We start from the raw sequence: 25,190 nt of genomic DNA on the forward strand, positions 1-25,190 counted from the left end.
TTGTCAGGCAAACGCTGGCACACATCATGTGATCGTTGCCAGAGTCAACGAAGGTGCACTCCAGATAGCGGCAGGGCGGGGAGTTGCCGTACGCCTGATCGTCAACGTCCGCTGGTCGCGGAGGTGCCGACGGACTGAACGTCCGCCATGGAGTGCAAGCGATCGACGACGTCCCGCGCGATCCCCGAGAATGTCGTCCGGCCCACCATGGCCGGGTCGCGACTGATGCGCAGCCGCGCCGGCGTTCCCGGTTCGGCGAACAGCTGGACCACGAGTTCGGCCTGCGGCCACGGCACGTCCTCCTGCCACCGTACTTCCGTGCGGCAGCCGACCAGTCCGAGCAGTGGCGCGGGTGAGTCCTGGACCGCGACGATCACCTGGTACAGAGGGTGGCGTCCTGTGCGGGCCGGGCGCACCACGCGGACGACCTCCGAGAACGGCACGTCCGAATTGGCGAGCGCACGGGTGACTGCGGCAGCCGTGGCGGCGAGAGAGTCGTTGGCCCGGCGCAGGCGCACGCATACGGTATCGATCAAGCAACCGATCGGCCGCTGCAACGCCTCGGTGCTGCGCATGCTCACCGGCACGCCAACACCGAAATCGTCCTGACCGGTGTGCGCCGACACGGCCCGGGACACCCCGTCCAGCAGCACCGTCAGAAGGCTTACGCCCTGCCGCTGCGCCGCCTGGACGGCGCCGACCTGGACATCGTCGCTCAACGGGTATTCGATCGAGCGCGGTTCGGCGTCGTGCGCGCTGCCGGATGCAGGCCAGGCAATGGGCGGCAGATCGGCGAGCGCCGTTGCCCAGTACGCCCGCTGCGCGGGGAGGTCCACCACGCCGGAGAGTTCTTCCAGCAAGCGGTGGGTCTGCGCCGGGGTCGGCACCAGAGCGTCTGCCAGGGCATCGGGCGCCGGCTGCTCGCCCGCACTACGGGCGGCGTAGGCGAGTCCGATCTCCCGGGCCAGCAGATGCTGCGACCAGCCGTCGAACGCGACGTGGTGCACCGCCACCCCGAACAGCCACTGCCCGTTTCCGGACTCGGGGCCGCCGACGAGCACCGCCCGCCAGACCAGGCCGGCCTGGAGGTCGAAGGGCAGCATCAACCGCTCCTCCAGAAGCAGTTCCGCTGAGGATGAGTCGGCCGCGGCCAACTGCGCGAACTCGACGTCGCCCGCTGATTCGACCGCGCGGACCTCGTCGTCGGCCTCGTAACGGGCTCGAAGATAGCCTTGGCGCCGGTGCATGTCCGCAACGGCGGCGGCGAGCCGGGCGGGAATCAGCGGGCCGCTGATCGTCCAGGTCATGATGCAGTGGTTCGTGAGGTCCGCGCCGGATCGCAGGTGTTGCAGCACGAAGGAGTGCTGCATGGGGGTGAGCGGCGCGCCTTCGGCTGGATCTGTGGGGTTTGTCCCTGTCGGCCGGGCGTAGGCGTCGGGGTCGGAGTCGGGCGCGGGTTGCTCCAGCCACTCGGTGATCCCGGCGACCGTGGGGCTGCGCAGCAGTTGGGACATCGGGATCGCGCGCCGGAACCGCGCGCCGAGGCGGGTGCAAAGGCGGACGGCGGTCAGCGAGGTGCCGCCGAGGGCGAATATGGATGCTGATCGATCGACCTCTGTGAGCCCGAGCAGCGCGCCGAACTGCGCGGCCACGATGCTCCCGATGTCTTCGGAGTCCTGGTCTCCGGAGACCTGGTCTCGGGGGTTCTGGTCTCGGAGATCCTGCCCTCCGGCAGCGTCAATGTCCTGATTGTTTTGCGGGTTGGTGCGGAACGCCGCGAGCAATGCGGCGGTGTCCACTTTCCCGGTCGCGGACAGCGGGAACCGATCGACCGCGACGACGTGGTCCGGCACGGAATAGGCGGGCAGGCTCGCCTGGAGCGCCGCGGTCAGCTCCGACTGAGTCGGGCGATCGGCTGTGGGGAGGTAGAACAGGACGAGCGCGGTGGCGTTCCCGTTCTCGTCGCGCCGCACCGCCGCCACGCTTCGGCGCACTCCGGGCACCGTGTCTGCCAGGCGCTCGATACCCGCCGGCTCCAGCCGGTGCCCGCGCACCTTGACCTGCCGGTCCGCCCGGCCGTGGAAGTGGAAGACGCCGTCCGGGTCTCGCAGTGCGAGATCGCCAGTGCGATAGAGCCGCACCGGTTCGCTGTCGAGCGTTACGGTGACGAACTTCTCCGCGGTCAGCGCGGCGTCGCCGAGATATCCGACCGCCAGACCGTCCCCCGCGATACACAGTTCGCCGATCTCGCCCGGCCCGCACTGCTCACCGATCCGCTCACCGCGGCGCATCACCACGACGCTCGTGCGCGGCACCGGGCGCCCGAGCGGGACCTGCGCGAGCACGTCGGCAGGTCGCACGTCGTGGGTGAGGGCGAACACCGCGCTCTCCACCGGGCCGTACCCGTTGACGAGCCGAACGTCCGGCCAGGCCGCCAACAGTCGGCCCGCGTGCGCCGCAGAGAGCTTCTCGCCACCGACGATCAGCGTGTGCAGCCCGGCAAAGGCGGTGAGGTCTTCCTCGACGAGCAGGTGGAACAGCGACGTGGTGAGAAAGACGGTGTTCACTCCTCGGCGGCTCACCACGTCGCGCAGGCCGGCGGGCGTCAGAGGGCGCTCGGTGACCAGGGCGCTCGTTCCGCCCGTCGTCAGCGGCCCCCAGAGTTCGAGTGTCAGGACGTCCCAGGGCACGGCCCCGATCTGCGCCATGACCGTGGTGTGATCGAACCGGGCGAACGTGCAGTCGGTGAAGAGCCGCGAGGTCGCGCGGTGCGGCGAGAGCACGGCCTTGGGCTCGCCGGTGCTGCCGGAGGTGAAGAACACCATGGCGGCGGCGCCGTCGGCAGCCACGATGGGTGGGGGTCGGCGGGCGGCCTGGACGGTAATCGAGCCGTCCTCGGTGATGAGCAGGCGCTGTTCGGCGAAGACGGCGACGGCTTCGGCGCTGGTGCCGGGGCCGGTCACCGCGAGTTGGCCGGGTAGCAGCCGCACGATACGGCGCAGCCGCTGCGCGGGCCACGCGGCATCCAGGGCAGCGTAGGCTGCGCCGCACTTGAGCACTGCCAGCAGGACTGCCGCCAACGACACGGACGGTGGGAGCAGCACTGGCACGACGGTGCCCGGCACGACTCCCGCAGCGGCGAGAGTGACGGCGAGGTCGTCCGACCAGCCGTCGAGTTCGCGGTAAGTCACCGCGCCCGACGAATGGGTCAACGCGATCGCGGCCGGGCGCTGCGCCGCCTGGGCGCGGACCGCCTCGTGGATCAGGTCGCCGTGCGGCATCGCCGGCCCTTTCCGGGCTCTCGCCCGTTCACGCCGCCGCGGCCGGCTGCCGGTCGCGCCGCGCCAGCAGCGCCTGCGCGACGCCGTCATGGCGGCGCACGTACTTGATCAGCGCCCTGCGTTTCCAGCCGGTGCTGCGGGTGTGCGGCGGGACGATGGCGAACTTGCCGACCAGGTAGTCGATGTGCGAGTCGACCGCCCGCGGGCTCAGCGCCAGGCGGGCGCCGATGTCCGAGGAGGTGGGCACCCGGCCGGCGCGGCCGTCGAGCAGGACGGGCTCGCAGAGCGCGGCCAGCACGGCGAAGTAGCGGGCGCCCGGGTCCAGCTCCGGATCGGGCCGCGGCGTGATCGCCGGGCAGCCCGCGCCGACCTCGGCCGCGCCGGCGTCGGCGGTGAAGAACACGGTGAGCAGCGGGCCGGCCGTCGCGGCGGAGGGCGTCACGGTCGCCATGTCGTCACAGAAGGGCAGCCACTCGCCCGGACGCACCGCGGTCGGGTCGGCGCGGCCGTCCACCTGCGTGACGATCACCGGTTCGCCGTTGGACCGGTTGGCGATGCGCCAGCGATCGGGGCCGACCACGATCTCGCCCCTGAAGTCCACCGGCGGCTGCGCCGGCAGCCGCAGGTCCAGGGCGCAGCCGCCGCAGCCGCAGATCCCGAACGTCGCGCTTCCCCCGGTCCTCACCGAGATCTGCCGCGGATCGCGTCCCCGTTCCGCGGGCCCCTGGATCGTGAGAATCGACACGGTTTGTCCTCATCGAGAGCAGCCGCCGCCGACACGGCCGGCGACGATTCCACGGAGCGTGTCAGTCGCTTTCGTCAGGCTCGTTCCGCGCCTGGCGGCTGCCGGGCCGACGCGCCGCGCGCTCCCGGCCGGCCCGGCGGCCGACCTTCGGCCCACCATTACAGAAGTCTGACATACTTGTTAGCGCGAACCGCGGGTGAAGGCAACACCGTGCGATTCCGGGCTGCCCGGAGTTCGCCGGACCGGCTGATGTCCCATCATGTGTGGACACACGTCGTGTCTGCTGAAAGCCGCGGCCGGACCGATCGGCGCCAGCCACGGCTTCCTCGCGAAGGGAACAAGGTGACGGTCCAGCCGCCGCGGACGGCTCCGGCCGACGCACCGGTCGCGGATTCCGCCGTCTCGCCGGCCCAGCAGGGCCTGTGGCTCGTCAACGAGCTGTATCCGGAGAGCTCGCTGTACAACATCTTCTGCTCGGTCCGCCTGCTCGGCCGGGTCGAGCTGCCCGCGCTGCGGTCCGCGGTGCAGCGGGTGGTGGACCGGCACGAGGCGTTGCGCACCACCTTCCCCGCGGATCAGGGCCGGCCGCTCCGGCGGGTGGCCGAGCGCCTCGACGTCGCGCTGCCGTTGATCGACCTGAGCTCCACTCCCCCGGCGCAGCGGCCGGACCAGGCGCGCCGGCTCGTCCAGCGCTGGTCCGAATCGCCGTTCGACCTCGGCGCCGGGCCGCTGCTGCGCGTCCAGGCGGTGCGCCTCGGCCCGGACGAACACCTGTTGTGCCTCGCCCTGCACCACATCGTGTGCGACGGCCAGTCGATCACCGTGTTTTTCGACGAGCTCGCGCAGTTCTACGCGCAGGAGTGCGGAGCCGATCCGCAGGCCGCCGTCCCGCCGCTGGCCGCGCAGTACCGCGACTACGTCGCCTGGCGCCGGGAGCAGGCCGCCGACACCGACCAGATCGCGTGGTGGCGGTCGTACCTGTCCGGCGCGCCCGACGTGCTCACCGTGCCCACAGACCGCCCGCGGCCGGCGCTGCGCGGCACCGGCGGCGCCACCACGCTGTTCGACCTGCCCGCCGCTTTGATGGCCGACGCGGCCGTCCTGGCCCGCCGCCGTCGGATGAGCCCCTTCATGGTGCTGCTCGGCGCCTTCGCGGCGCTGCTGAGCCGGCTCAGCGGGGTGGGCGACCTGCTGATCGGCGTACCCGTCACCGATCGGCCGCTGCCGGAGTTCGAGCCGCTGATCGGCCTGTTCGTGGACACTCTGCCCGTGCGCGTCCGCCTTTCGCCCGGCGATACGTTCGAGCAGTTGCTCCACGGGGTGCGCCAGTCCGTCCTCGATGCGCTCTCGCATCAGGGCGTGTCGTTCGAGCAGTTGGTCGAGCAACTGCGGCCCGACCGCAGCCCCGGCCACACGCCCCTGGTCCAGGTCTCGTTCAGCGCGGACCTGAACCCGTTCGCCACGCCGAGGTTCGCCGGCCTGGACGCCGAACTGCTGCTGCCACGGCCCACCACGGCCAAGTTCGACCTCGACATGTCGATCAACACGGCGACGGACGGGACGGACGGGTTCGTCGGCATGCTCACGTACAGCACCGAACTGTTCGACGCCGGCTCGATTGAAAGTTTCGTCGAGCGGTTCCGCCGCTTCGTCGCGGTCGGCGTGGCCGAGCCGCAGCGCCCGCTGTACACGTTGCCGCTGCTGGATGAGCGCGAGCGGCTGGCAGTCCTCGACCATTGGAGCCGGGGAGCGCCGACCCGCGCGGCCGAGCCGCTCACGCACGAGGTGTTCGCCGGCCAGGCTGCGGCGACTCCGGACGCGATCGCAGTCAGCGCCGGTGGGGTCGAGGTCTCCTACGCGGAGCTCGACGACCGCTCCGACCGGATCGCCAGGCGGCTGCACGCGGCCGGCGTCGGCCCCGACGACCTGGTCGGCGTCCTGCTGGAGCGCAGCGTCGATCTGACGGCCGCCCTGCTGGGCATCCTCAAGGCCGGCGCGGCCTATCTACCGCTGAGCCAGACTCACCCGCCCGCCTACCTGGCACGGCTGGTGGCCGCGGCCCGCGCCCGGCACGTCGTGGCCGCACCCGAACTGGCGCATCGGCTCGCCGAGGCCGACGCCGCCGTGCTGACACCGGCCGAACTGCTGCGCCCGGTCCCGCTGCCCTGGACGCCGCTGCGCCGCGCCGACCCGGACAACCTGGCCTACGTGCTGTTCACGTCGGGCTCGACCGGGGAGCCCAAGGGCGTGGCGATCACCCATCGCTCGCTGTCCAACCTGGTCGCGACGATGCGGGAGCTGTACCAGGTCACGGCGGGCGACCGGGTGTTGCAGTTCGCCAACATCGGATTCGACGTCACCGTGGAGGAGACGTTCCCGACCTGGGCGGCCGGCGCGTGTCTGGTGCTCAGCCCCGAGCCGTCTCCGGGCCCGGACGAGCTGATCGAGCTGATGGCCCGGGAACGGGTCAGCTTCACGGTCCTCACCTCCAGTTACTGGCGGCGCTGGGTGACCGGCGCCCGGTCCCGGGGCGTGCACCCCGCTCCGGCGCTGCGGATGGTCGCCATCGGCGCCGAGCCGGTCGACGCCGACGCCGTGCGGATCTGGCAACAGGACACCGGACTGCCGGTGATGAACGCATACGGGCTGACCGAGACCACGGTCAACGCCACCGCCACGATGCTGGACGACCCGTTCATCGGCGACCGGGTGCCCATCGGCCGCCCCATCGACGGGGCGGAGGCGTACGTCCTCGACACCGAACTCAACCCACAGCCCGCAGGCGTGGCGGGAGAGCTCTACATCGGCGGCGACTGCCTCGCCCGCGGGTACCTGGGTCGTCCGGATCTGACCGCCGCTCGCTTCGTCCCGCACCCGTTCTCCCGGGTGCCCGGGGCGCGCCTGCACCGCACGGGCGACCGCGCCCGCTGGTGGCCGGGCGGCAACCTGGAAGTGCTCGGCAGGCTGGACGGCCAGCTCAAGGTGCGCGGGTACCGCATCGAGCCGGGCCACATCGAGGCGGTGCTGTGCAGCCATCCCGCCGTGAGCGCGGCCGCAGTCGCGGTCCGGTCCGGCACGGACGGCCACGAGCGGCTGATCGGTTATGTGGTGACCAGCGGCACGGACGTGCCCGCAGACCTGCGCGGCCACATCGCCGGACGGCTGCCCGCCTACCTGGTGCCCTCGGCGCTGGTGGCCATCAAGGAGATCCCGCGCAACGCCAACGGCAAAGCGGACCCGCGCGCGCTGCCCGATCCGGTCGGCCCCACGGCGCAGGCCGTGCCCGCGCGCACCGACTTGGAGCGGCTGCTCGCCGACGTCTGGCAGCGGGCGCTCGACCTGCCTGCCGTGGGCGTCGACGACAACTTCTTCGAGCGCGGCGGCACCTCGCTGGTGCTGGCTTCCGTCCTTTCCAGGCTCAACGAAGCGCTGGGCAGACGGCTGCCGCTGGTGACACTCTACGAGTTCCCCACCATCGCGTCGCTGGCCCAGCACCTGTCCGCCGACCCGCGCGACGATCCCGCCGTGGAGCGGCGCGATCCCCGCGCCGACCGGCTGCGGGCCGGGCGGGCACGGCTGGCCGACCGGCGGCGAGAGCGCGGCTGACCGCGCCGCCCGACCCGAGCAGGAAGGACTGCCCGATGTTCGACGACGACTCCCGGCTGTACGCCGTGGTCCGCAACGACGAACTCCAGTACTCGCTGTGGCCTGCGGACCGGGAGCCGCCTGCGGGCTGGGAGGTCGCCGGCCCCGTCGCCACGCGGGCCGAGTGCCTGGAGTACATCCGCGGCGTCTGGACCGATCTTCGGCCGAAGAGCCTGCGCGACCGGATGGGCGGCTGAGCGGTGTCGGACGTGGAAGTGTCGGACGCGCAGGCGCCCAAGGCCGAAGCGCCGGAAACGCAGGCGCCGCAGAGCCTGTGGCGGCTGTCGCGGTTCCGCAACCTGTGGCTGGCGCAGACGGTCAGCGTGCTCGGGACCCAGGTGACAGTGCTCGCCTTCCCGCTGGTCGCCCTGCTGCTCAAGGCTTCGGCGCTGGACATCGGCCTGCTCTCGGCGGTCGAGTTCCTGCCCGTCCTGCTGTTCGGGCTGCCCGCGGGCGCCTGGGTCGAGCGGCTGCCCAGACGGCGGGTGATGCTCGTCATGGACGCCGTTCGCACGGTGGCCATGGTCTCGGTGCCGATCGCCTACGCAGCCGGCGTGCTGACCTTGCCGCTCCTGTTCGTCGTCGCGTTCATCATCGGCTTGGGCACGCTGTTCTTCGACATCGCGCAGATGTCGTACCTGCCGGCCCTGGTGGCCGACAGTCAGCTCGCCGAGGGCAACGCCAAGCTGGAGGGCTCCCGCTCGTTCGGGCAGCTGAGCGGCCCTACGGTGGGCGGCTTCCTGATCCAGCTGTTCAGCGCGCCCATCGCGGTGCTCGTCGACGCGCTCAGCTACGCGGCCTCGTTCGTCCTGCTGCTGTTCGTCCGGGGCCGTGACAACGCGGCGGCGCCCACCGACGAGGGCCGGGGGCTGGGCAAGGAGATCGCGGAGGGCGTCCGGTTCGTCGTGCGCCATCCGCTGCTGCGCCCGCTCGCCATGTGCGACGCCACCGCGAACTTCGCCTTCGCCGCGATGCTCGCGCTACAGGTCTTCTACGCGGCGCGGGTGCTGCACCTGGGCTCCGCGGTGATCGGCACCGTGCTCGGGGTGGGCAACGCTGGCGGCCTGATCGGCGCGGTCGTCTGCGGGGCGCTCTCCCGGCGGCTGGCCCCGGGCGTGCTGCTGATGGGCTCGATCGTGGTGTTCACCGTCGGCGCGGTCCTGCTGCCGCTCTCCCACGGCGCGGTCGTCTTCGGCGCCGGGCTCTTCCTGGTGTGGGTCGGCGTGGTCATCTACAACATCACCACGCTGACCATGCGCCAGCTGATCACGCCGGAACGGCTGCTGAGCCGGATGAACGCCACGCTGCGCTTCATCGAGTGGAGCACGCTGCCGCTCGGCGCCGCGCTCGGCGGCGTCCTCGTCGCGCCGCTCGGCGTGCGCGGGGTGCTGTGGGGCGTCGCCGTCATCTGCGGGCTGTCGATCCTGCCGCCGCTGCTCTCACCGGTCAGCCGCCTGAAGTCCACGCCCACGGCCGAAGCCGTCGCCGACGTTTCCGAGGGGGCCGCGTGATGAGACCGGCGACCACGGCCCGACCGCCCCAGCTCGGCCAGGACCGTCCGGTGAACCACTCCTCCAGTCCCGCGCAGAGCACGGTGCCGCGGTGACCGCGCCGTCACCGGGCGCCCTGCACGTGGCCGTCATCGGTCTCGCCGGAAGGTTCCCCGGTGGGGGCGACCTCGCCGAGTTCTGGGCCGGGCTGGCCGAGGGCCGCGAGTCGCTGACCCGGTTCGCCGCGTACGAGGCCGTCGGGCACGCGGCCGCCTACGGCATCGTGCCGGACGGCGACCTGTTCGACGCGGGCTTCTTCGGTTACGCGCCGAGCGAGGCGGTGCTGTTGGATCCGCAGCAGCGAGTGTTCCTCGAATGCGCATGGGAAGCGCTCGAACACGCCGGGTACGATCCGCGCGGCTATGAGGGCGTGATCGGTGTCTACGGCGGGTGCGGAGACACCGGGCACCTCGACCACCTGCGCGCGCACCGATCCCGCTTCCCCGAGGTGTCCGAGCTACAGCTGCGCCTGGCCAGCAGCGCGGACTTCCTGACCAGCCGGATCGCCTACAAACTCGGGCTCACCGGACCGGCGCTCACCATCCAGACGGCGTGCTCGACCTCGCTCGTGGCGGTGCACACCGCGACGCAGGCGATACTCGCGGGCGAGTGCGACATGGCGCTCGCCGGCGGCATCACGCTGCACGTGCCGTTCCCTCTCGACGAGCCGGGCGAGGACGGCGTCATCGCGACCGACGGGCACTGCCGGCCCTTCGACGCCATGGCGTCCGGGGCGATCGCCAGCGACGGCGCGGGGATGGTGGTGCTCAAGCGGCTCGACGACGCGCTCGACGACGGCGACCACGTATACGCGGTGATCCGCGGCTCTGCGGTCACCAACGACGGCTCGGGCAAGGTCGGCTTCACCGCGCCCGGCGTGGACGGGCAGGCGGCCGCCATCCGGGCTGCGCACGTGGCGGCCGACGTCGACCCGGCCACGATCAGCTACGTCGAGGCCCACGGCACCGGCACCCCGGTCGGCGACCCGATCGAGGTGCGCGCGCTGACGAAGGCGTTCGCCATGGGCACGCAGGACACCGGCTTCGCGCTGCTCGGCGCGGTCAAGTCCAACGTCGGGCACACCGATGCCGCAGCCGGCGTCATCGGGCTGATAAAGGTCGCGCTGGCGCTGGAACACGAGCTGATTCCGGGCACGCTGCACTTCCATACTCCGAATCCGGAACTGGGCCTGCCGGGCAGCCCGTTCCGGGTCGACGCGCGAGCACGGCCATGGCCCCGAACCGAGTCACCGCGCAGAGCGGGAATCAACTCCGTGGGACTCGGCGGCACGAACGCGCACGTCGTGGTCGAAGAGGCGCCGTCGTGGTCGGCCGACGACGACGGCACGCCCGCCTGGACTCACCAGATCCTGCCCTTGTCCGCGCGCAGCCCTGGTGCGCTCGCCGCGTCCGCAACCGCCCTGGCCGGGCAGCTGAGCGCCACGCCGGACCTGCCGCTTGCGGACGTCTCGTGGACACTCCAGGTAGGCAGGCATCCGTTCGAGTATCGCGGCTTCGCTGTAGTCGACAGCTCGCGGGACGCGGTGCGTGCGCTGTCCGGGCAAGACCCTGGCCGGCTGGTGACCACGTCGCGACCCACGTCGACCGCACCGCGCGAGACGGTGTTCCTGTTCCCTGGACAGGGCGGTCAGCACGTCGGCATGGCCGAGGAGCTTTGCCGCAGCACACCAGCGTTCCGTGCGGACATCGACGAGTGCGCCGAACTCGCCGGGCCGCAGCTTGGCGTGGACCTGCGTACCGTGCTGTTCCCGGACTCGCGGGACGAGGCCGCAGTACAGGCCGCGCGGCAGCGGCTCGCCACGATGAGAGTCGGCCAGCCGGCCGTATTCTCCGTGGAATACGCCCTGGCCCGGCTCTGGCAGGCCTGGGGCGTGCGGCCCGCCGCCGTCATCGGACACAGCCTCGGCGCCTATGCCGCCGCCACGATCGCGGGCGTGCTCTCGCTGCCCGACGCCATGAGCCTGGTGCTGGAGAGGGGACGCCTGCTCGGCGAACTGCCCGCGGGTGCGATGCTCGCGCTGTCCTTACCGGTGGAGGAGCTTGAACCGCGGCTGAGCCCGGAGCTGTCCGTCGCGGCGATCAACGCCCCGCGCCAGTGCGTCGTTGCTGGCCCGATCGGCGCGATACACGCATTGCAGCAGCAGTTGGCCGCCGAGGGCGTCGACGGGCAGTTGCTGCACATCAGCACCGCCGCACACTCAAGCCTGGTCGAGCCGGTGCTGGCCGCCTACGAGAAGCGGGTCGCCGCCGTACGGCTGAAGCCGCCGGCGATTCCGTGGATCTCCGACCGTACCGGTCGGCCGGTCTCCCCCGACGAGGCGCTGGACCCGGCCTACTGGAGCGCGCACCTTCGGCACACCGTGAACTTCTCCGCCGCGCTGGCAACCGCGTTCGGCCACGGTGCTGGTGGGCACAGGGCTGGTGGGCACAGGGCTGGTGGGCACGGTGTTGGCGGGCACAGTGTCGATGGGCACGATGTTGGTGGGCAAGATGTTGGTGGACACGGTGTCGGCGGCCACAGCGAGCGCGCACTCCTGGAGGTCGGGCCGGGGCGGACGCTGTGCAGCCTGGCCCGCCAGCATCCGGCGTACGTTCCCGGCCTGCCGGTGGTGGCCAGCATGCCCCACCCCTCCGACGAGATCCCCGGACCCGCCGTTCTGCTCGCCGCCGCAGGCGAACTGTGGCAGGCGGGTGTTCCGGTCGACTGGGCGGCCGTGCACGCCGGCGAACGGCGACGCCGCGTGCCGCTGCCGACGTACCCCTTCCAGCGCAGGCGCTGGCGGATCGATCAGCCCGACGAACTCGACTCGCCCGACGGGTCCGCGCCGCAACCGGACGGCATGGCGGAGGCGGTGTGGGCGACCGAGACCCAGGCGGCCGTCGCGGCGGCGTTCCGGTCGATCCTCGGCACGGACCGGCTCGGCGAAGGCCACCGCAGCTTCTTCGAGCTGGGCGGCGACTCGATGCTGGCCGCGCGGGTGGTGGCGATCCTGCGGCGCGAGCTCGGCGTGTCGCTCGGCGTTCGCTCGATCTTCCGCGCCCCCACCGTCGTCGCGCTGGCCGGGGCGATCGACGATCAGCAGGCGGGCGCCGCACCGCCCGCGGCCGACGGGTCCCGGTGGCTGCTGCGCCGCACGCCGCGTCCGGACGCCGCGATCCGCCTCTACTGCCTCCCGCACAGCGGCGGCTCCGCAGGAGAATTCCTGTTCTGGTCGGACGACCTGCCCGACTACGAGGTGTGGGGCACCCAGCCGCCCGGCCGCGGCAGCCGGCTGAGCGAGCGCCCGTTCACCTCGATGCCCGAGCTGGTCAGGGCCATCGCCGACGAGACGGAGCTCACCGCGCCCTACGCCCTGTTCGGCCACAGCCTGGGCGCCGCAGTGGCCTACGAACTGGCCCTGGAGCTGCGGGAACGGGGACGGCCGTTGCCCCAGCGGCTGTACGTGTCCTCGCACGAGGCGCCGCACCTGCACCGCGGGAATCCCTCGGCGCCCGAGCCCGACGACGCCACCCTGTTGGCGGAACTCGAAAGCCAGTACGGACCGGTGCCCGAAGAACTGCGTGACGACCCGGAGTGGCGGGCGCTCACGCTCGACGGGTTGCGGGCCGACCTGCGCATCGTCGCCACTTACCAGCCCACACCGGCGGACCCGCTGCCGTGCCCCATCGTCGCCATGGGCGGCACGCAGGACGCGGCGGTGACTCAGGACGACCTCGCTGCGTGGCGCGCGTACACCACCGGCGCATTCGAGCTGCGGATGTTCGCCGGCGGCCACTTCTACTTCCGGGAGGAGCACCATGGCATCCACCGTCACTTCGCCGCCGACCTCGCGCGGCCTGTCCGATGAGCTGTACCTGGGCCGGCTGCGTTGGGATCTGCTCCGGCCGTTCCCGACGCAGGACGCCGAAGACCGGCGCATCGGAGACGCCACGGTGTCCGCGCTGCGGGACCTGCTGCGCGAGCACGTCGATCCGGCCGTCGTCGACCAGACCAGGCAATTGCCGGAAGAGCTGCCCGAGCTGCTGCGGCAAGGCGGCTTCTTCGGCCTGACCATCGCGGCCGAGTTCGGCGGCCTGGCCCTGTCGCCGATGAACGCGTTGCGCGTGGTCGAGGTCGCGGCGAGCTGGAGCCCGGCGGTGGCGTGGATGCTGGCCATCTCCAACGGACTCGGCTCCGGCTGCTACCTGCCGCTGTTGGACGAGGGGCCGCTGCGCGAGCTGGTGCTGGCCGCCGTGCGCGCCGGCGCCATCTCCGGCAGCGCGGACACCGAGGTCGGCGGCGCGGCCAACAGCGGCCGCGCCACCACGGCCGTACCGGTCGAAGACGGGGCCGCCTACCTGATCAGCGGCGAGAAGATCTTCATCGGCAACGCCCCGCTGGCCGGGCTGGTGGACGTCTCGGCCAAGGTGGAGCACGACGGCGTCGAGCAGATCCGGATCTTCTTCGTGCCGACGGACAGCCCGGGAGTCCGGGTCGCCAGCCGGCAGGACTTCATGGGCCTGCACGGCGCGTCGATGGGCGTGCTGCGGTTCGACCAGGTGCGGGTGCCGGCCGAGCAACTGCTGCCCGCCTCCAACGACCAGTGGCGCGACGAGCCCGAACTCGTCCGGCTCGCGGTCCTCGGCCGGATGCTCATCATCGCCTCCCCGTCGCTGGCCATCGCCAAGCTGTGCCTGGCCTGGTCGAAGGAGTTCGTCAACCGCCGCGTCATGGACGGCCGGCCGCTGGGCGAGTACGACGAGATCCAGCGGCTGGTCGCGCAGACGGCCGCGGACGTGTTCGCCATCGAGAGCATCACGCAGTGGGGCCTGCTCAGCGGCGACCTGGCCGACAAGGCGCCGGAGTTGACCGCGGCCAAGAACCTCACCTCGGTGGCCTGCTGGCGGGTCGTGGACCGGACGATGTCGTTGCTCGGCGGCGAGGGCTTCGAGACCGCGCTGAGCAAGGCGCGCCGCGGCACGACGCCGCTACCGGTCGAGCGGTTCGCCCGCGACGCCCGCGGCCTGCGCATCGCGGGCGGCGTGGACTTCCTGCTCGATTATTGGACGGCGTTGGCGGCCATCGATGCCGGATACCGGCAGCCGGACTCCACACCGCCGGCACCCGAACCCGCAGCAAAGGCAGTAGAGGACGAGCCGCAGGACGACGCCAGCCTGTCCCCACGCTGCCGCGAGCACCTGGCACACGTGCGCGCCGAGTCCCGCGCCCTGGCCGAACTGTGCGGACGACTCACCCGGCAGTACGGCGTCGACGCGCTGGCCGAACAGGAACACCGGCTCGTCCTGATCGGCCGGATCGGCACCGCCCTGCTCGGCATGGCGGTCGTGCTCGCGCGGGCGGCGCATCTCGCCGACCAAGGCAACACGGTCGCCCTCGACCTGGCCGACATCGCCTGTACCGAGGCCGCGAAGGACCTGGCCGGCCTATGGCCGCAGCTGACCGACGACCCGCAGCCGGACTACGCGGCGATGAGCGCCCGCGTGCTCGGCAGCGATCAGATGAACTTCTTGCTCGATGGTGTGATCACGGACCTGCCGCCGTACGGAAGCATCGGCGAACCGGCCGCGACCGATGACTGAGGCCAACCTGATCGCCGCCACGGCCGCCACCGCCCCCACAGCCGCCGACCCCCGTGACAGCCGTGCCGCCACTTGCGTCCACCAGTTGATCGAAGCTCAGGCCGCGGCTCGCCCCAACCACATCGCAGTGGTCGCCGGTGTCCAAACCCTGACCTACCGCGAGCTGAACAAACACGCCAACCAACTCGCACGTCACCTCAGCGGCCTTGGACCCGACGGCACAGCGGTCGGCCTGCTGCTCCCCCGGTCGGCGGAATTCGTGATCGCGGCGCTCGCCGTACTGAAGGCGGGCCAACATTACATACCGCTCGACGCGGACTATCCGGCCAAGCGGTTGAGCGCCATGCTCGCCGCCGCGCGATGCCCGATCATGATCAGCACGACAAGCCTGTCGGCCAATCTGCCAGAGGGCACCGACTCGTACGTCGTCCGTCTGGACGCGCTCGCCGAGCGCCTGACTACGTTCCCAGACACCGATCTCGCCCTGCCGGTCCACCCGGAATCTCTCGCGTACACCATGTTCACGTCCGGCTCCACCGGAGTGCCCAAGGGCGTAATGATCACAAACCGTGGCCTGGCGCGGCTGGTCAGCCCGCCCGGCATAGTGCCGATAGCCGCCGACGACGTGGTCCTGCACGCATCCTCGGTCTCGTTCGACGCGGCGACCTTCGACATTTGGGGCGCCCTGGCCAACGGAGCCCGACTGGTCATCGCTCCGCACGGCCGGGTATCCGTCATGGATGTCGCCGCGCTGCTGCGGGAGCAGCGGGTGACCACGGTCCTGCTGCCGACTGGCCTGTTCCATCTGATGGTGGACGAGCGGTTGTCCGACCTGGCCGGCCTGCGTCGGCTGGTGGCCGGGGGCGACGTGCTGTCGGCGAAGCATGCGCGACGCTTCATGCAAGCCGTCCCGGGCTGTCGGCTGGTCAACGCATACGGACCGACAGAAGTCACCGTGGCTACGACGACTCACGAGCTGTCGCCGGACCAGAGCGGCGAGAGCGCCGTGCCGATCGGCCGGGCGATGGAGGGCACGTATGTCCGATTGCTCGGCGAGGACCTGCGACCGGTCCTGGCGGGCAATCCCGGGCAGTTGTTCGCCGGGGGCCCAGGACTGGCCCGGGGCTACCTGGGCGACCCCGCGCTCACCGCCGAGCGGTTCGTCCCGGACCCGTGGCAGCCGGGTGCCCGGATCTATGCGACCGGCGACCTGGCCCGGCACCGGCCGGACGGCACGCTCGAATTCCTGGGCCGGATGGACGACCAGTTCAAGAAACGCGGATTCCGAGTCGAGCCCGGCGAGGTGGAGGCAGCGCTACGCGCGGACCCGGCGGTACGTGACGCGGCCGTACTCGCCGACGGCGCGACGGCCGACACCCGGCGCCTGGTAGCCGTCCTGCTGCCCGCCGCCGACCTGTCCACAGCTGGAACCGGGGCCGGAGCCGAGGCCGGAGCCGGGCTTCTCGACGGCGTACGTTCTCGGCTACGCACGGCCCTGCCGGACTATCTCATACCTGATATATGGGATGTATGGGATGTGACGGACGCATTCCCCCTCACCGCCAACGGAAAGGTCGACCGTCAAGCATTGCTGCGCCGTGCCGCCACCGCTCCCGAGCGGCACGCCGAAGCAGGCAACAAGGCACCGGACGAAGCGTCAGGCGGCCCGGAGACAGGTCTCGAAGAGTCCACGGTGACTGCCATCTGGCAAGACGTCCTCGCCCTGGAGCGAGTGGATCACGATGACGACTTCTTCGACCTCGGCGGCCACTCGCTGCTGGCCAACAAGGTGGTCTCGCAGGTGCGCCGCCGCCTCGGCGTGACGCTGCCGCTGGGAGCGGTCTTCGACCACCCCACGATCACCGGGCTCGCAGCAGCGATCCGAGCCGCACGTGTCGGCACGCAAACCCCTGACAAACTTGCCTAACCCCGAAGCACAGCCCCGCGTCATCGAAAACAACATCACACCCACCAAGCAACTCAAACACGACGGCTACAGATGAGCCGAACTCGACCTCCTCAAAGCCCGCATACGCCAACTCCCTGCCCCCGTCACGTGATCAGCGCCAGAGCCACCACACGCTGAGGCGACGATCACGACCGCGCGTCCCCGGCCACGGCCCGCAACCAACCGCCAGGCGGCTCATCGCTCCGGGGCGGTGAAGTGTGCCGCCAAGGTCTCGCTGAGGGGAACCATCCGCGGCAGCGGTACCGCGTCGACTTGGTCCTTCTTGTGTTTGCGCAGCAGGGCCTGTCCGTCGGTCCGCCAGCTGAAGCCCGGTCGGCCCAGCAGTTGCCGAAACACCCGATCGCATCCCTCGGGATACTCCTCGGCCATCCGGTGGAAGATCGCCGGAGAGATCGCCTCGTCGTTCAGATAGCTTCGCACGACCTTGATCTGCGCGGCCGTGGCTTCCGGCCCGGGGTTCGTGAACGCGTCGAGGAACACCTGGAAGTCGGCGTAGACGCCCATTCCGTCGGCCTGATCGTAGACGACACCGATCGTGGCGGCCTCGTGCAGGTCCTCCAGCCAGCCGGTGGCGGTCGGCTCGAGAGGCCGGTGGCTTTCATCGGCCTTCGGCCCGGCCTCGGCCACCGCCCGGTCGATCTGGAACCGCTGGTACTGCGCCAGCCGACCGGCCGCCTCGGCCCAGCCCAGCACCACGGTGTCAGAGCCGAAGAACTCGATGAACCAGTCACGATCGCGCTTTTGCAGCTCCCAGCCGCGGCGCAGGGTCTCCGGATTGCGGAACGCCAGCCTCGGCATACTGAACGCGATCTGCGCCGCCGCCCTCAACACCTCGGCTCGGGCACTTTTCGGGTACATCCGTTGGGCGCCGGACAACAGCCACTCGTCGCCCAGCGGAACGATCCGGGAGGCCACGAAGCTCTCCGGCTCCATCGGCTGCAACACCTGCGGCCCGGCGTTGGCCCGCACCCGATAGGTCAGCGAGTCCACGAGATTCACCACCACCAGCGCATCGCCGGCCCGCTCGACGACCTCGAACAACCCCTGGACCGGATCACGCCACCCTTGCAGGATCGCCCGGTCGCCCGCAGCCAGCTTCGGATGCTCGTCGAGGTACCGTTCCAGCACCGTGCGCCCGTCGTGCAGGCGATGTTCGAGCATGAAGGCGTCGAAGAACTCGATCAGCTCGCCCTCGTCGGCGACGACGACCTTGCCGAACTGGCGCCGCAACTCCGTCCTAAGAGCACGCGCCAACGCCGGGCTGTTCGCGTAATCCAGCAGGTCGCCCTTCAAAACACTGGAGCGCTCAAGCATGTTGAGATCGGCAGACATAACGCAGTCCTGTTCAAGGAGTCGGCAAGCAGCGCACGATGCATTGCCACACCACGACCGGCACGATCGGCACGACCGGTCATTGAGGGTAACTCATTCCTTCCTTGATCATTAACGGTGTGTGGGTGGGTGGTCGGCACGTCGATACGCGTCGTCTTTTCCCGCGATGCGCTGGAGGATCCGCGGCGGCGGGTAACCCAGCAGTGCGCCGTGTGCCGCACGATCGTGAACCAGACGCCCGGGCAAGCCGGGGGCGGGGGTGCCGTGGACCACAGGAAGGTGGCCGAGTCGGTGCGCCACTGGTTCGGCGTACGCACCTCGCCGCCGACCACGGGCAAGTACCTCAAGCGCTCCCGTGGGGGACTGGCCGCGAAGATCCACCAACGCCATCCCGAGTGCCGACCGCTGATCCTGGTCGTCTCCTTCGGCTCGGCCGACGGTGCGCCATACTTCCCGTGATCATAAGTGCCTTGAAGGTGGTTCGTTCGGCTGGCCGGCCGGACCGAGCACTCGCGGACGGGTTGCGTGCAGCACTGCTTTAGAACCCTGAGGTCAGGGCAGTTCAAACGCCGGGTTTCGCAAAGCTCCGACAAATAGACGTAATACACTGGTAAACAGTTCCTGAATTGCTTGTGGCGCAACCGTTGACCGGTGTGTGAAGCGTTGCTACGTTCCCCTCGCACCCGATGACAGGAACAAACAACAGAGCCCTGTCATCCTCCGACGCATGACCCGCTTTCGCACCACGGACGCCGGGCCGGTGCGTGGTGACCCCTGCCGCCGGTTCTCGCGCCCACGCACGACCCGTCGACCGCAACAAGAGGTGTCGGCGGGGATCCTCGACGCGAGAGGAACCCACAGCATGTTCCAACCCACCTCGCCACGCGGGCGCCGAGTCGCCCGCGTCTCGCTGGCAGCCGCCGCGGGCACTGCCTTGGCCGCCGCACTCACGACGGTAGCGGTCAGCCCGGCACAGGCCGCGACTGTCGGCTCCACTACGCATCGGCTCGGCGTGATGCCGACCATCAGCGGCGCAACGCAGGCACGCACGCTAGCAGCCATCCACGCGGCCACCGGGCCGGAAACGCTGTCCTACGGTGGGGGCATCAGCGGCATCGGTGTGACCAGCGGTCACCCGAAGGTGTACCTGGTCTTCTATGGCAGTCAGTGGGGTACGCAGGGCAAGGACGCCAACGGCAACCTGACCTTCAGTAACGACCCTGACAAGGGTGCCCCGGTCGCGCAGATGATGTTCAAGGGCCTGGGCACCGGCAGCGAGCAGTGGTCGGGCACCATGACGCAGTACTGCGACGGTTCGCTGGTGAAGGCCGGTGCGACCAGTTGCTCGGCCAGTGCGGCGCACGTGCCCTACCCGACCGGCGGCGTGCTCTCAGGCGTCTGGTACGACAACGCCGCGAAGTCCCCGCAAACCGCCTCCGGCCACCAGCTCGGCGTCGTGGCGCTCAGCGCCGCGCACCACTTCGGCAACACCACCGCGGCGTCGAACCGCTACGCCTTCTATGTGATCCTCTCCCCGCACGGCACGAACCCTGACAGCTACCAGGGCGCGTACTGCGCGTGGCACGACTACAACGGCGACACCACGCTCACCGGCGGCGCGGTCACTTCCAACGTCGGCAACTTCTCCTTCTCCAACCAGCCCTACAACATGGACTCCGGTGCAGGCTGCGGCGTGGACTTCCTCAACGCCGGCAGCAAGGGCACGCTCGACGGCTGGACCATCACCCTCGGGCACGAGTACGCGGAGAACATCACCGACATGGACCCGGCCGGCGGCTGGACCAACAACCAGGCCAGTTCCGCGTGGTTCGGCCAGGAGAACGGCGACGAGTGCGCGTGGCTGCTCGGCGTGCACGGCGGCGTCGCGAACGTGAAGATGGGCAACGGCACCTACACCGAGCAGGGCACCTGGTCCAACGACACCAACATCTGCGAGATCGCACACGCAACCGTCACGTGATAAGGCCCGCCGTTCCTGCTTCTTCGTCCAGTACACGGCCCCACAACAGCACTCACGGTGCACGCCCGCAATCAGGAGGCTGAGACCGGACGAAGGACTGACCAGCCCGGCCGTGGCCCGCGCTCTGCGGGTCACGGCCGGGGGGATCAGCCGGGCAGTGCCGTTCAGGCGGGAGCGGGGCCCGCACCGAAGTTCACGGGTGAACGGTCAGGCCCACGCCGCAGACGGCTGCACTCATCACACGGGGGACGGCGTGGTTACCACGATCGTGGATCCGAGGCTGTTGGTCACGATGAGATTGCACGCGCTGACACCGCATGAAGCACCGGTGCTGGCCATCGTGTTCATCATGACGATGGCATATCAGACATCTTCTTCACTATTGTGCTGTCGGTAAACCGTCCCGCGTGATGCAGCGTCCCAGATCTTGCTCACCACATCGCCGTCACCAATGTACGCATGCAAATATAGTAGGTACTGATATCGATTCCTGCGGCTGGCGGATCACTTTTGGGCTTTTGTCGTCGGTGGCGCTTCATTCCGATGGAGCCATTCCGAAAACTCGTGCGGGTGCGCCTGAGCCGTCGACTACCGGCATCACGCCAACTACGATCCATGAGCCGACAGCGGGCAATCTGTGCAATCCTGTGAGGCCTTCCAGGTGCCACAGTCCCGCGGTCAGCCCTACTTTGTGCGCTGGCAACTCCGTGCTGCTACCTGGATCGATGCTGAGGGTATCGATGCCCACACCGACGATCTTCCTCTGGACGAGAGTTTGCATGGCACTCGCCGACAGCCCGGGACAGCGAGGAGAACTCGATTTCCCTCCTACGTACAACTCCGGCTGGGTGAGATATCTGTCCCATCCAGTGCATACCAAGACTGCTGAGCCGCTCGGGATGGGGCCGTGATCTGCTTCGAAGTGCGCTACGTGGTCTGCTTGTACGGCAAAGTCCGGGTCGTCGCCGCATGCCGGCCTGACGTCGATTACCACGCACGGGGCAATCAGCTGAGAGAGAGTGAGCTGATGAACGAAGCGGCCGCTCGGATCCAAGTGGGCCGGCGCGTCCAGGTGTGTGCCTGAGTGCTCAGGGAGGGACAGTGTTCTGTCGTACATGCCGTCCCGCTCGAACTCGCAGACGACGTGCGCGCTGACACCGGGCCATCCCGGCCATGCAGGCGTTTGCGGCCCCAATGGCTGAGATAGGTCATGCACTTGCCACGTGGCTGGCCCCTCTGGCGACCATTGCATGGTGGTTTCGCTTGTCACCACATTTCTCCTTGCAGCGTAAGTGTCGAGTTCTGAGGCGACGGCGGGCTGACGTCGAGTTCGGCTTCACAGCCGTGCGCTTCGCTCGAAGGCTTTGGCGATGTCGCGGGCCAGGTGGGGGGCGTCCTCTTCCGAAAGGACGGCGGTGGTGACGCGAATTCCCGGGGGGCTGGACAGACGGAAGAGCTCCCCTGCTGCCACGGCCCAGCCGGACTGGAAGAGGGCACGCATCACCGGTGTCTCCTCGGCGGCCGGGATCCACACACTGAGTCCTGAGCGTCCGCGGGCGGCGATTCCGTGCGTTTTCAGCGCCTCTATCAACGCATGCACCCGGTTTCGATACACTTCGGCGGCTGCAACGATCGCCTGCTGCGCTTCCGAGTCACGCCACAGCTCGACCACAAGCCGCTGAATGATCCAGCTCACCCACCCCGGGCCGAGGGCCTGGCGGCCTTCTGCACGGCTGATGGTGATCCGGTCACCGGCGACGATGGCCAATCGCAGGTCGGGGCCGAGGGATTTCGAAACCGACCTGACAACCGCCCACCGCTCCCGGTCATCGGACAACGTGTGATACGGATGGCCGGTTACCGGTCCGGCGTAATCATCTTCGATGACCAGTACCTGGGGAAATTCGGCCAGCACTTCACGCAGGTCCGCTTTCCGGCTGCTGGTCAAGGCCGCACCGGTCGGGTTCTGCGCGCGGGGGGTCACGATCGCCGCTTCCACGCCATCGCCCAGAACTGCGCTGAGCATCTGCGGATCGATGCCGTCTTCGTCAACGGTCACGCCAACCGGATGCAGCCCCATCGCCCGGACCAGGTCGAGAACGCCTATGCAGCCGGGATCCTCCACCGCGACCCGATCGCCCGGTTTGAGGTGCGCGGACAGGATGCGCTCGATCGCGGCGAAGGTTCCCTCCGCGACCATCAGGTGATCCGGGTCGACTCCGAGCTCGCGCAGTTGCCGTGATGCTTCGTCCCGCAGTTCTGGCAGTACGCTGCTTTCGCCGTAGGGGTGATGCGGCGAGTCAAGCCTTTGAAGGATTGGCGCGAGGCGGGGCAACAACTGCGGGTCGGGATTATCCGTTGACAGATCCCGTACATTTCCCGGGACCGGCACGGCGGATCGCCGAGCGATGGAGGGCCGGGCGCTCACGCGGGTGCCGCGCCTCTCGCGCGTTGTCAGGACTCCACGTGACCGCAACTCCTGAAACGCGCGGGCCACGGTGGCCGGGCTGACTCGCAGCGCACCGGCAAGTTCGCGGACTGAAGGCATGAGCCCACCCGGCCGAAGGGTGCCCTGCTCGATCGCGTCTTCCACCGACTGGCTGATCTCTCGGACAGTCGAGCCGCGCAGGGCCTGCCAGCCGGCCGGTGCGCCGACCGCCGGAGCAGGGGTCGCACTCCGGCGATAACCTTCTGGTTTGCTCACACGGTTGTTCATATCAGAGCGCCATGGAAAGCGGTGCGGTGCAAAGCTGCGGATCGACAGATGGCCGGGACCGGTCCGAGGAATCAGCCCTCTTCGTCTGCGGTGACTGGTACGGGCTGAGGAGACAGGGCGACTTCCCGGCGTGTGCGGCGACCCGACAAGTAGAAGAACACACCGACCACGGCGAGAAACACCAGGGGCAGGAACTGGGACAGCTCGTATTGGAGGCGTTGGCCGGCGAAACCGGCCGGGAGGGACGCGTCCGCATTCGAGGTCCCGAATCCCGGCCAGAGCAGCGCTATGGAGGCCAGGATCACCCAACCGGACGCGAGTAATCCGACGATCCACGCCCCCAAATTCCCGCGGCCGGGTATCCGATAGGGCCGGGGGACGTCAGGGTGGGAGTATCTCAGTCTGATCAGCGCGGGGTAAATGGCGATATAAGAGATCAGCGTCGTCGAGATCGCCACCGCGAGCACGGCGCTGAAGTACTTGGCTGCGTTGCCATTGGTCAGCAGGAACGCCAGGACCATCACCGTGGTGGCCAGTATCCCCGACATCACGTTCACGGGGACGGGGGTGCCGAATTTCTTCGAGAACCGCCCCAGCAGCCGCGGCCCCGCCCCATCGTAGGCGGCAACGGCCAGGTCACGGTCGGACCCGATGATCCAGACCGCGCCACCGCTGAAGAGAACGAAGATGAACAAGGCCGCCACGATGTCGCCGAGCACCGATCCGGCACCGCTCAACACGGTTCCGGCCTGGGTGATGTGGCCGCCGTAGACGACGAACACCGTCTTGATCGCGGCGATGAAGCCGCCGAGGCTCGTGACCTGGCTCGCGGGAAGCACAACGAGGATGGCCAGGATGGGCACCGTGTAGAGAAGCACAGTGCTTCCGGCGGCGACCGCGACTGCGGCGGGGACATCGCGCGCGGGATTGCTCATCTCTTCCCCGGCCGAGTTCGGCAGCTCGAATCCGGCGTAGTTGAAGACCAGGAGCGGCACGGCGGCGATGAAAATCGACCACGTCGGCCGGAACGCGCCTACCGGAAATCCATGGACCCCGTATTTGACCGCATAGATGACCACCGTGATCGTGAAGAATCCCAGAAGCGCCACCCGCGCCCAGGCGCCGAGAGTCGACACCCATTTGCCGGTACGCAGCGAGAGGATGGCGAAAAGCACCACGAGCCAGATGAAGGCGAGGCCGAACAGGTATTGGCCCGCTCCCTGTAGCGACCCGAAGAACTCACGGTAGACGCTGATCGCGACGATTGTGAGAGAACCGCCGATCCAGATGGGGTTCGACGCCCAATAGACGACGGTGTTGAGGCCGCCCACCAGCCTGCCGAATGCGAGGCGCGGCCAGACGTAGGGCCCTCCTTCATGCGGGAAAGCGGACCCGAGCTCCGCAGTAAGGAGCCCGAAGGGAATGAAGAAGAGCAGAGCGAGGAACAGCAGCCACGTGAACGCCTGGGCACCGTCGTTTGCGACGGCGCCCATCGTGTCGAGAATGACGATCGTCGTAACGAAGAAGAAGATGAGGTGGAAGCGGTTCAGCGCCTTCTTGAGCTTGGAACGCTCGTAAAGCGCAGCCGTCGTGGACCCGCCCTCATCAGAGGGCACGATGCTGGGCACGGAATCCACCTGGCTACCTCCACAGCACTTGGCAGGCTGTACCAATACAGATACGGCTCTGTAGTGGCACACAAGATAAGCCAGGGCCCTGGGAAAGTCAAGGCTCGTCAGGGTGCTGTTGCGGCACGTGCACATGGGCGGCTAATGGTTTGTTGGGGTACCCATGGCCACTGTGAGCGCGACGAGCGTGTCGACTCCAGGCGGCTACGGGTGTCGTTGTGGCGATACATGATGTGCTTTGCCGCCGAGGTCGGCGGTCCCGAATTCGAGCAGTCGGCAGTGGCTGACCACGTCACTGCCGAGTCCGAGGGCGTATCGCTCCAGCGGCAGGTCAGGCCACGATCGAGCGGGAACGCCCGCAGCACTTCGGCGCGCTGCCGTGCTGCCGCGTCGAGGACCTCCGCCATGGCCGACCGATCGAACTGCTTGATCTTGTCGGAGAGGTCGGGCAACGTAGTCATGGCGACAGGTCGGGCGGATTCAGGATCCTGCGGTCGGTCTTTCGCCCGGATGCGCCCTGAGGGTGCGCCGACGTGCTCATCAGGGTCCTGGTCTGGGCGTGAACGCACCGGTCGGCGCGTGTGCGGAGTTTCGGTTTCAAAGAAAAAACTTGGAGTGTCGACAGCTCGCCGAGCGGGGCCGGCTTTGAAAAGCCGATAGAATTGAATTTCGGTCGCCGGAGGAAGGCGGAGTGAACATGTGCAGCACTGGCCCGGAGTCTTCGCTTTCCCGGGAGGATCTGC

The 25,190-nt window shown here is 69.3% G+C and carries 14 protein-coding genes; 8 read left to right on the plus strand and 6 right to left on the minus strand.

Annotated features, from left to right (window positions below; translation table 11 throughout):
- Positions 1-101: 101 nt before the first annotated feature.
- Together VGS97_RS17220 and VGS97_RS17225 are read right to left on the minus strand one after the other, a co-directional pair.
- Positions 102-3,281: an amino acid adenylation domain-containing protein gene (locus tag VGS97_RS17220; RefSeq protein WP_326854576.1), complete on the minus strand. Its 3,180-nt coding sequence runs from the start codon at positions 3,279-3,281 to the stop codon at positions 102-104.
- Between the two features lie 28 nt (positions 3,282-3,309).
- The gene (locus VGS97_RS17225) at positions 3,310-4,026 is read right to left on the minus strand and encodes a hypothetical protein (protein ID WP_326854577.1); all 717 of its coding nucleotides are present in this window, start codon (positions 4,024-4,026) and stop codon (positions 3,310-3,312) included.
- A 342-nt stretch (positions 4,027-4,368) separates the two neighbouring features.
- Here VGS97_RS17225 and VGS97_RS17230 point away from each other — a divergent pair, with 342 nt between their 5' ends.
- The 6 genes from VGS97_RS17230 to VGS97_RS17255 all read left to right on the plus strand — a co-directional run bounded on the left by VGS97_RS17230 (position 4,369) and on the right by VGS97_RS17255 (position 16,748).
- Positions 4,369-7,632 carry an amino acid adenylation domain-containing protein gene (locus tag VGS97_RS17230; RefSeq protein WP_326854578.1) on the plus strand — a complete coding sequence of 1,088 codons (3,264 nt, stop codon included), beginning with the start codon at positions 4,369-4,371 and terminating at the stop codon, positions 7,630-7,632.
- Between the two features lie 35 nt (positions 7,633-7,667).
- Positions 7,668-7,868: an MbtH family protein gene (locus tag VGS97_RS17235; protein WP_326854579.1), complete on the plus strand. Its 201-nt coding sequence runs from the start codon at positions 7,668-7,670 to the stop codon at positions 7,866-7,868.
- Between the two features lie 12 nt (positions 7,869-7,880).
- Entirely contained in the window at positions 7,881-9,182 is a 1,302-nt protein-coding gene (locus tag VGS97_RS17240; protein ID WP_326854580.1) for an MFS transporter, read from the plus strand.
- Between the two features lie 91 nt (positions 9,183-9,273).
- A complete protein-coding gene (locus VGS97_RS17245) occupies positions 9,274-13,089 on the plus strand; it encodes a type I polyketide synthase (protein ID WP_326854581.1) in 3,816 nt (1,271 codons plus the stop codon).
- Positions 13,040-14,821 (plus strand): acyl-CoA dehydrogenase family protein, encoded by a 1,782-nt coding sequence (locus VGS97_RS17250; protein WP_326854582.1) that lies wholly within the window; start codon positions 13,040-13,042, stop codon positions 14,819-14,821. The genes VGS97_RS17245 and VGS97_RS17250 overlap by 50 nt, the downstream gene beginning before the upstream one ends.
- Positions 14,814-16,748: a non-ribosomal peptide synthetase gene (locus tag VGS97_RS17255; RefSeq protein ID WP_326854583.1), complete on the plus strand. Its 1,935-nt coding sequence runs from the start codon at positions 14,814-14,816 to the stop codon at positions 16,746-16,748. Before VGS97_RS17250 ends, VGS97_RS17255 begins: the two co-directional genes overlap by 8 nt.
- Before the next feature lie 216 nt (positions 16,749-16,964).
- On the opposite strand, the gene VGS97_RS17260 is transcribed toward VGS97_RS17255, so the two are convergent.
- Positions 16,965-18,122: a hypothetical protein gene (locus VGS97_RS17260; protein WP_326854584.1), complete on the minus strand. Its 1,158-nt coding sequence runs from the start codon at positions 18,120-18,122 to the stop codon at positions 16,965-16,967.
- Positions 18,123-18,251: 129 nt separating this feature from the next.
- Here VGS97_RS17260 and VGS97_RS17265 point away from each other — a divergent pair, with 129 nt between their 5' ends.
- Together VGS97_RS17265 and VGS97_RS17270 are read left to right on the plus strand one after the other, a co-directional pair.
- Positions 18,252-18,581, plus strand: coding sequence for a hypothetical protein (locus VGS97_RS17265; protein WP_326854585.1), 330 nt, complete (start codon positions 18,252-18,254; stop codon positions 18,579-18,581).
- 403 nt (positions 18,582-18,984) lie between these two features.
- Positions 18,985-20,103 carry a hypothetical protein gene (locus VGS97_RS17270; protein WP_326854586.1) on the plus strand — a complete coding sequence of 373 codons (1,119 nt, stop codon included), beginning with the start codon at positions 18,985-18,987 and terminating at the stop codon, positions 20,101-20,103.
- A gap of 535 nt (positions 20,104-20,638) precedes the next feature.
- Here the strand turns inward: VGS97_RS17270 and VGS97_RS29830 are convergent.
- The 3 genes from VGS97_RS29830 to VGS97_RS17280 all read right to left on the minus strand — a co-directional run bounded on the left by VGS97_RS29830 (position 20,639) and on the right by VGS97_RS17280 (position 24,447).
- Positions 20,639-21,355 (minus strand): cyclase family protein, encoded by a 717-nt coding sequence (locus VGS97_RS29830; protein ID WP_414641742.1) that lies wholly within the window; start codon positions 21,353-21,355, stop codon positions 20,639-20,641.
- 84 nt (positions 21,356-21,439) lie between these two features.
- Positions 21,440-22,807, minus strand: coding sequence for an aminotransferase class I/II-fold pyridoxal phosphate-dependent enzyme (locus tag VGS97_RS17275; RefSeq protein WP_326854587.1), 1,368 nt, complete (start codon positions 22,805-22,807; stop codon positions 21,440-21,442).
- 83 nt (positions 22,808-22,890) lie between these two features.
- Complete coding sequence (locus tag VGS97_RS17280) at positions 22,891-24,447, minus strand: APC family permease (RefSeq protein ID WP_326854588.1); 1,557 nt, start codon at positions 24,445-24,447, stop codon at positions 22,891-22,893.
- Positions 24,448-25,190 lie beyond the last annotated feature (743 nt).

The sequence above is a fragment of the Actinocrinis sp. genome (assembly GCF_035946395.1).
Classification (GTDB): Bacteria; Actinomycetota; Actinomycetes; order Streptomycetales; family Catenulisporaceae; genus Actinocrinis.

Coding starts and splice junctions, on each gene's coding strand:
- VGS97_RS17220 (WP_326854576.1), bottom strand. CDS start 3,281: ATGCCGCACGGCGACCTGATCCACGAGGCGGTCCGCGCCCAGGCGGCG.
- VGS97_RS17235 (WP_326854579.1), top strand. CDS start 7,668: ATGTTCGACGACGACTCCCGGCTGTACGCCGTGGTCCGCAACGACGAA.
- VGS97_RS17250 (WP_326854582.1), top strand. CDS start 13,040: ATGGCATCCACCGTCACTTCGCCGCCGACCTCGCGCGGCCTGTCCGAT.
- VGS97_RS17255 (WP_326854583.1), top strand. CDS start 14,814: ATGACTGAGGCCAACCTGATCGCCGCCACGGCCGCCACCGCCCCCACA.
- VGS97_RS17260 (WP_326854584.1), bottom strand. CDS start 18,122: ATGTCTGCCGATCTCAACATGCTTGAGCGCTCCAGTGTTTTGAAGGGC.
- VGS97_RS17270 (WP_326854586.1), top strand. CDS start 18,985: ATGTTCCAACCCACCTCGCCACGCGGGCGCCGAGTCGCCCGCGTCTCG.
- VGS97_RS29830 (WP_414641742.1), bottom strand. CDS start 21,355: ATGCAATGGTCGCCAGAGGGGCCAGCCACGTGGCAAGTGCATGACCTA.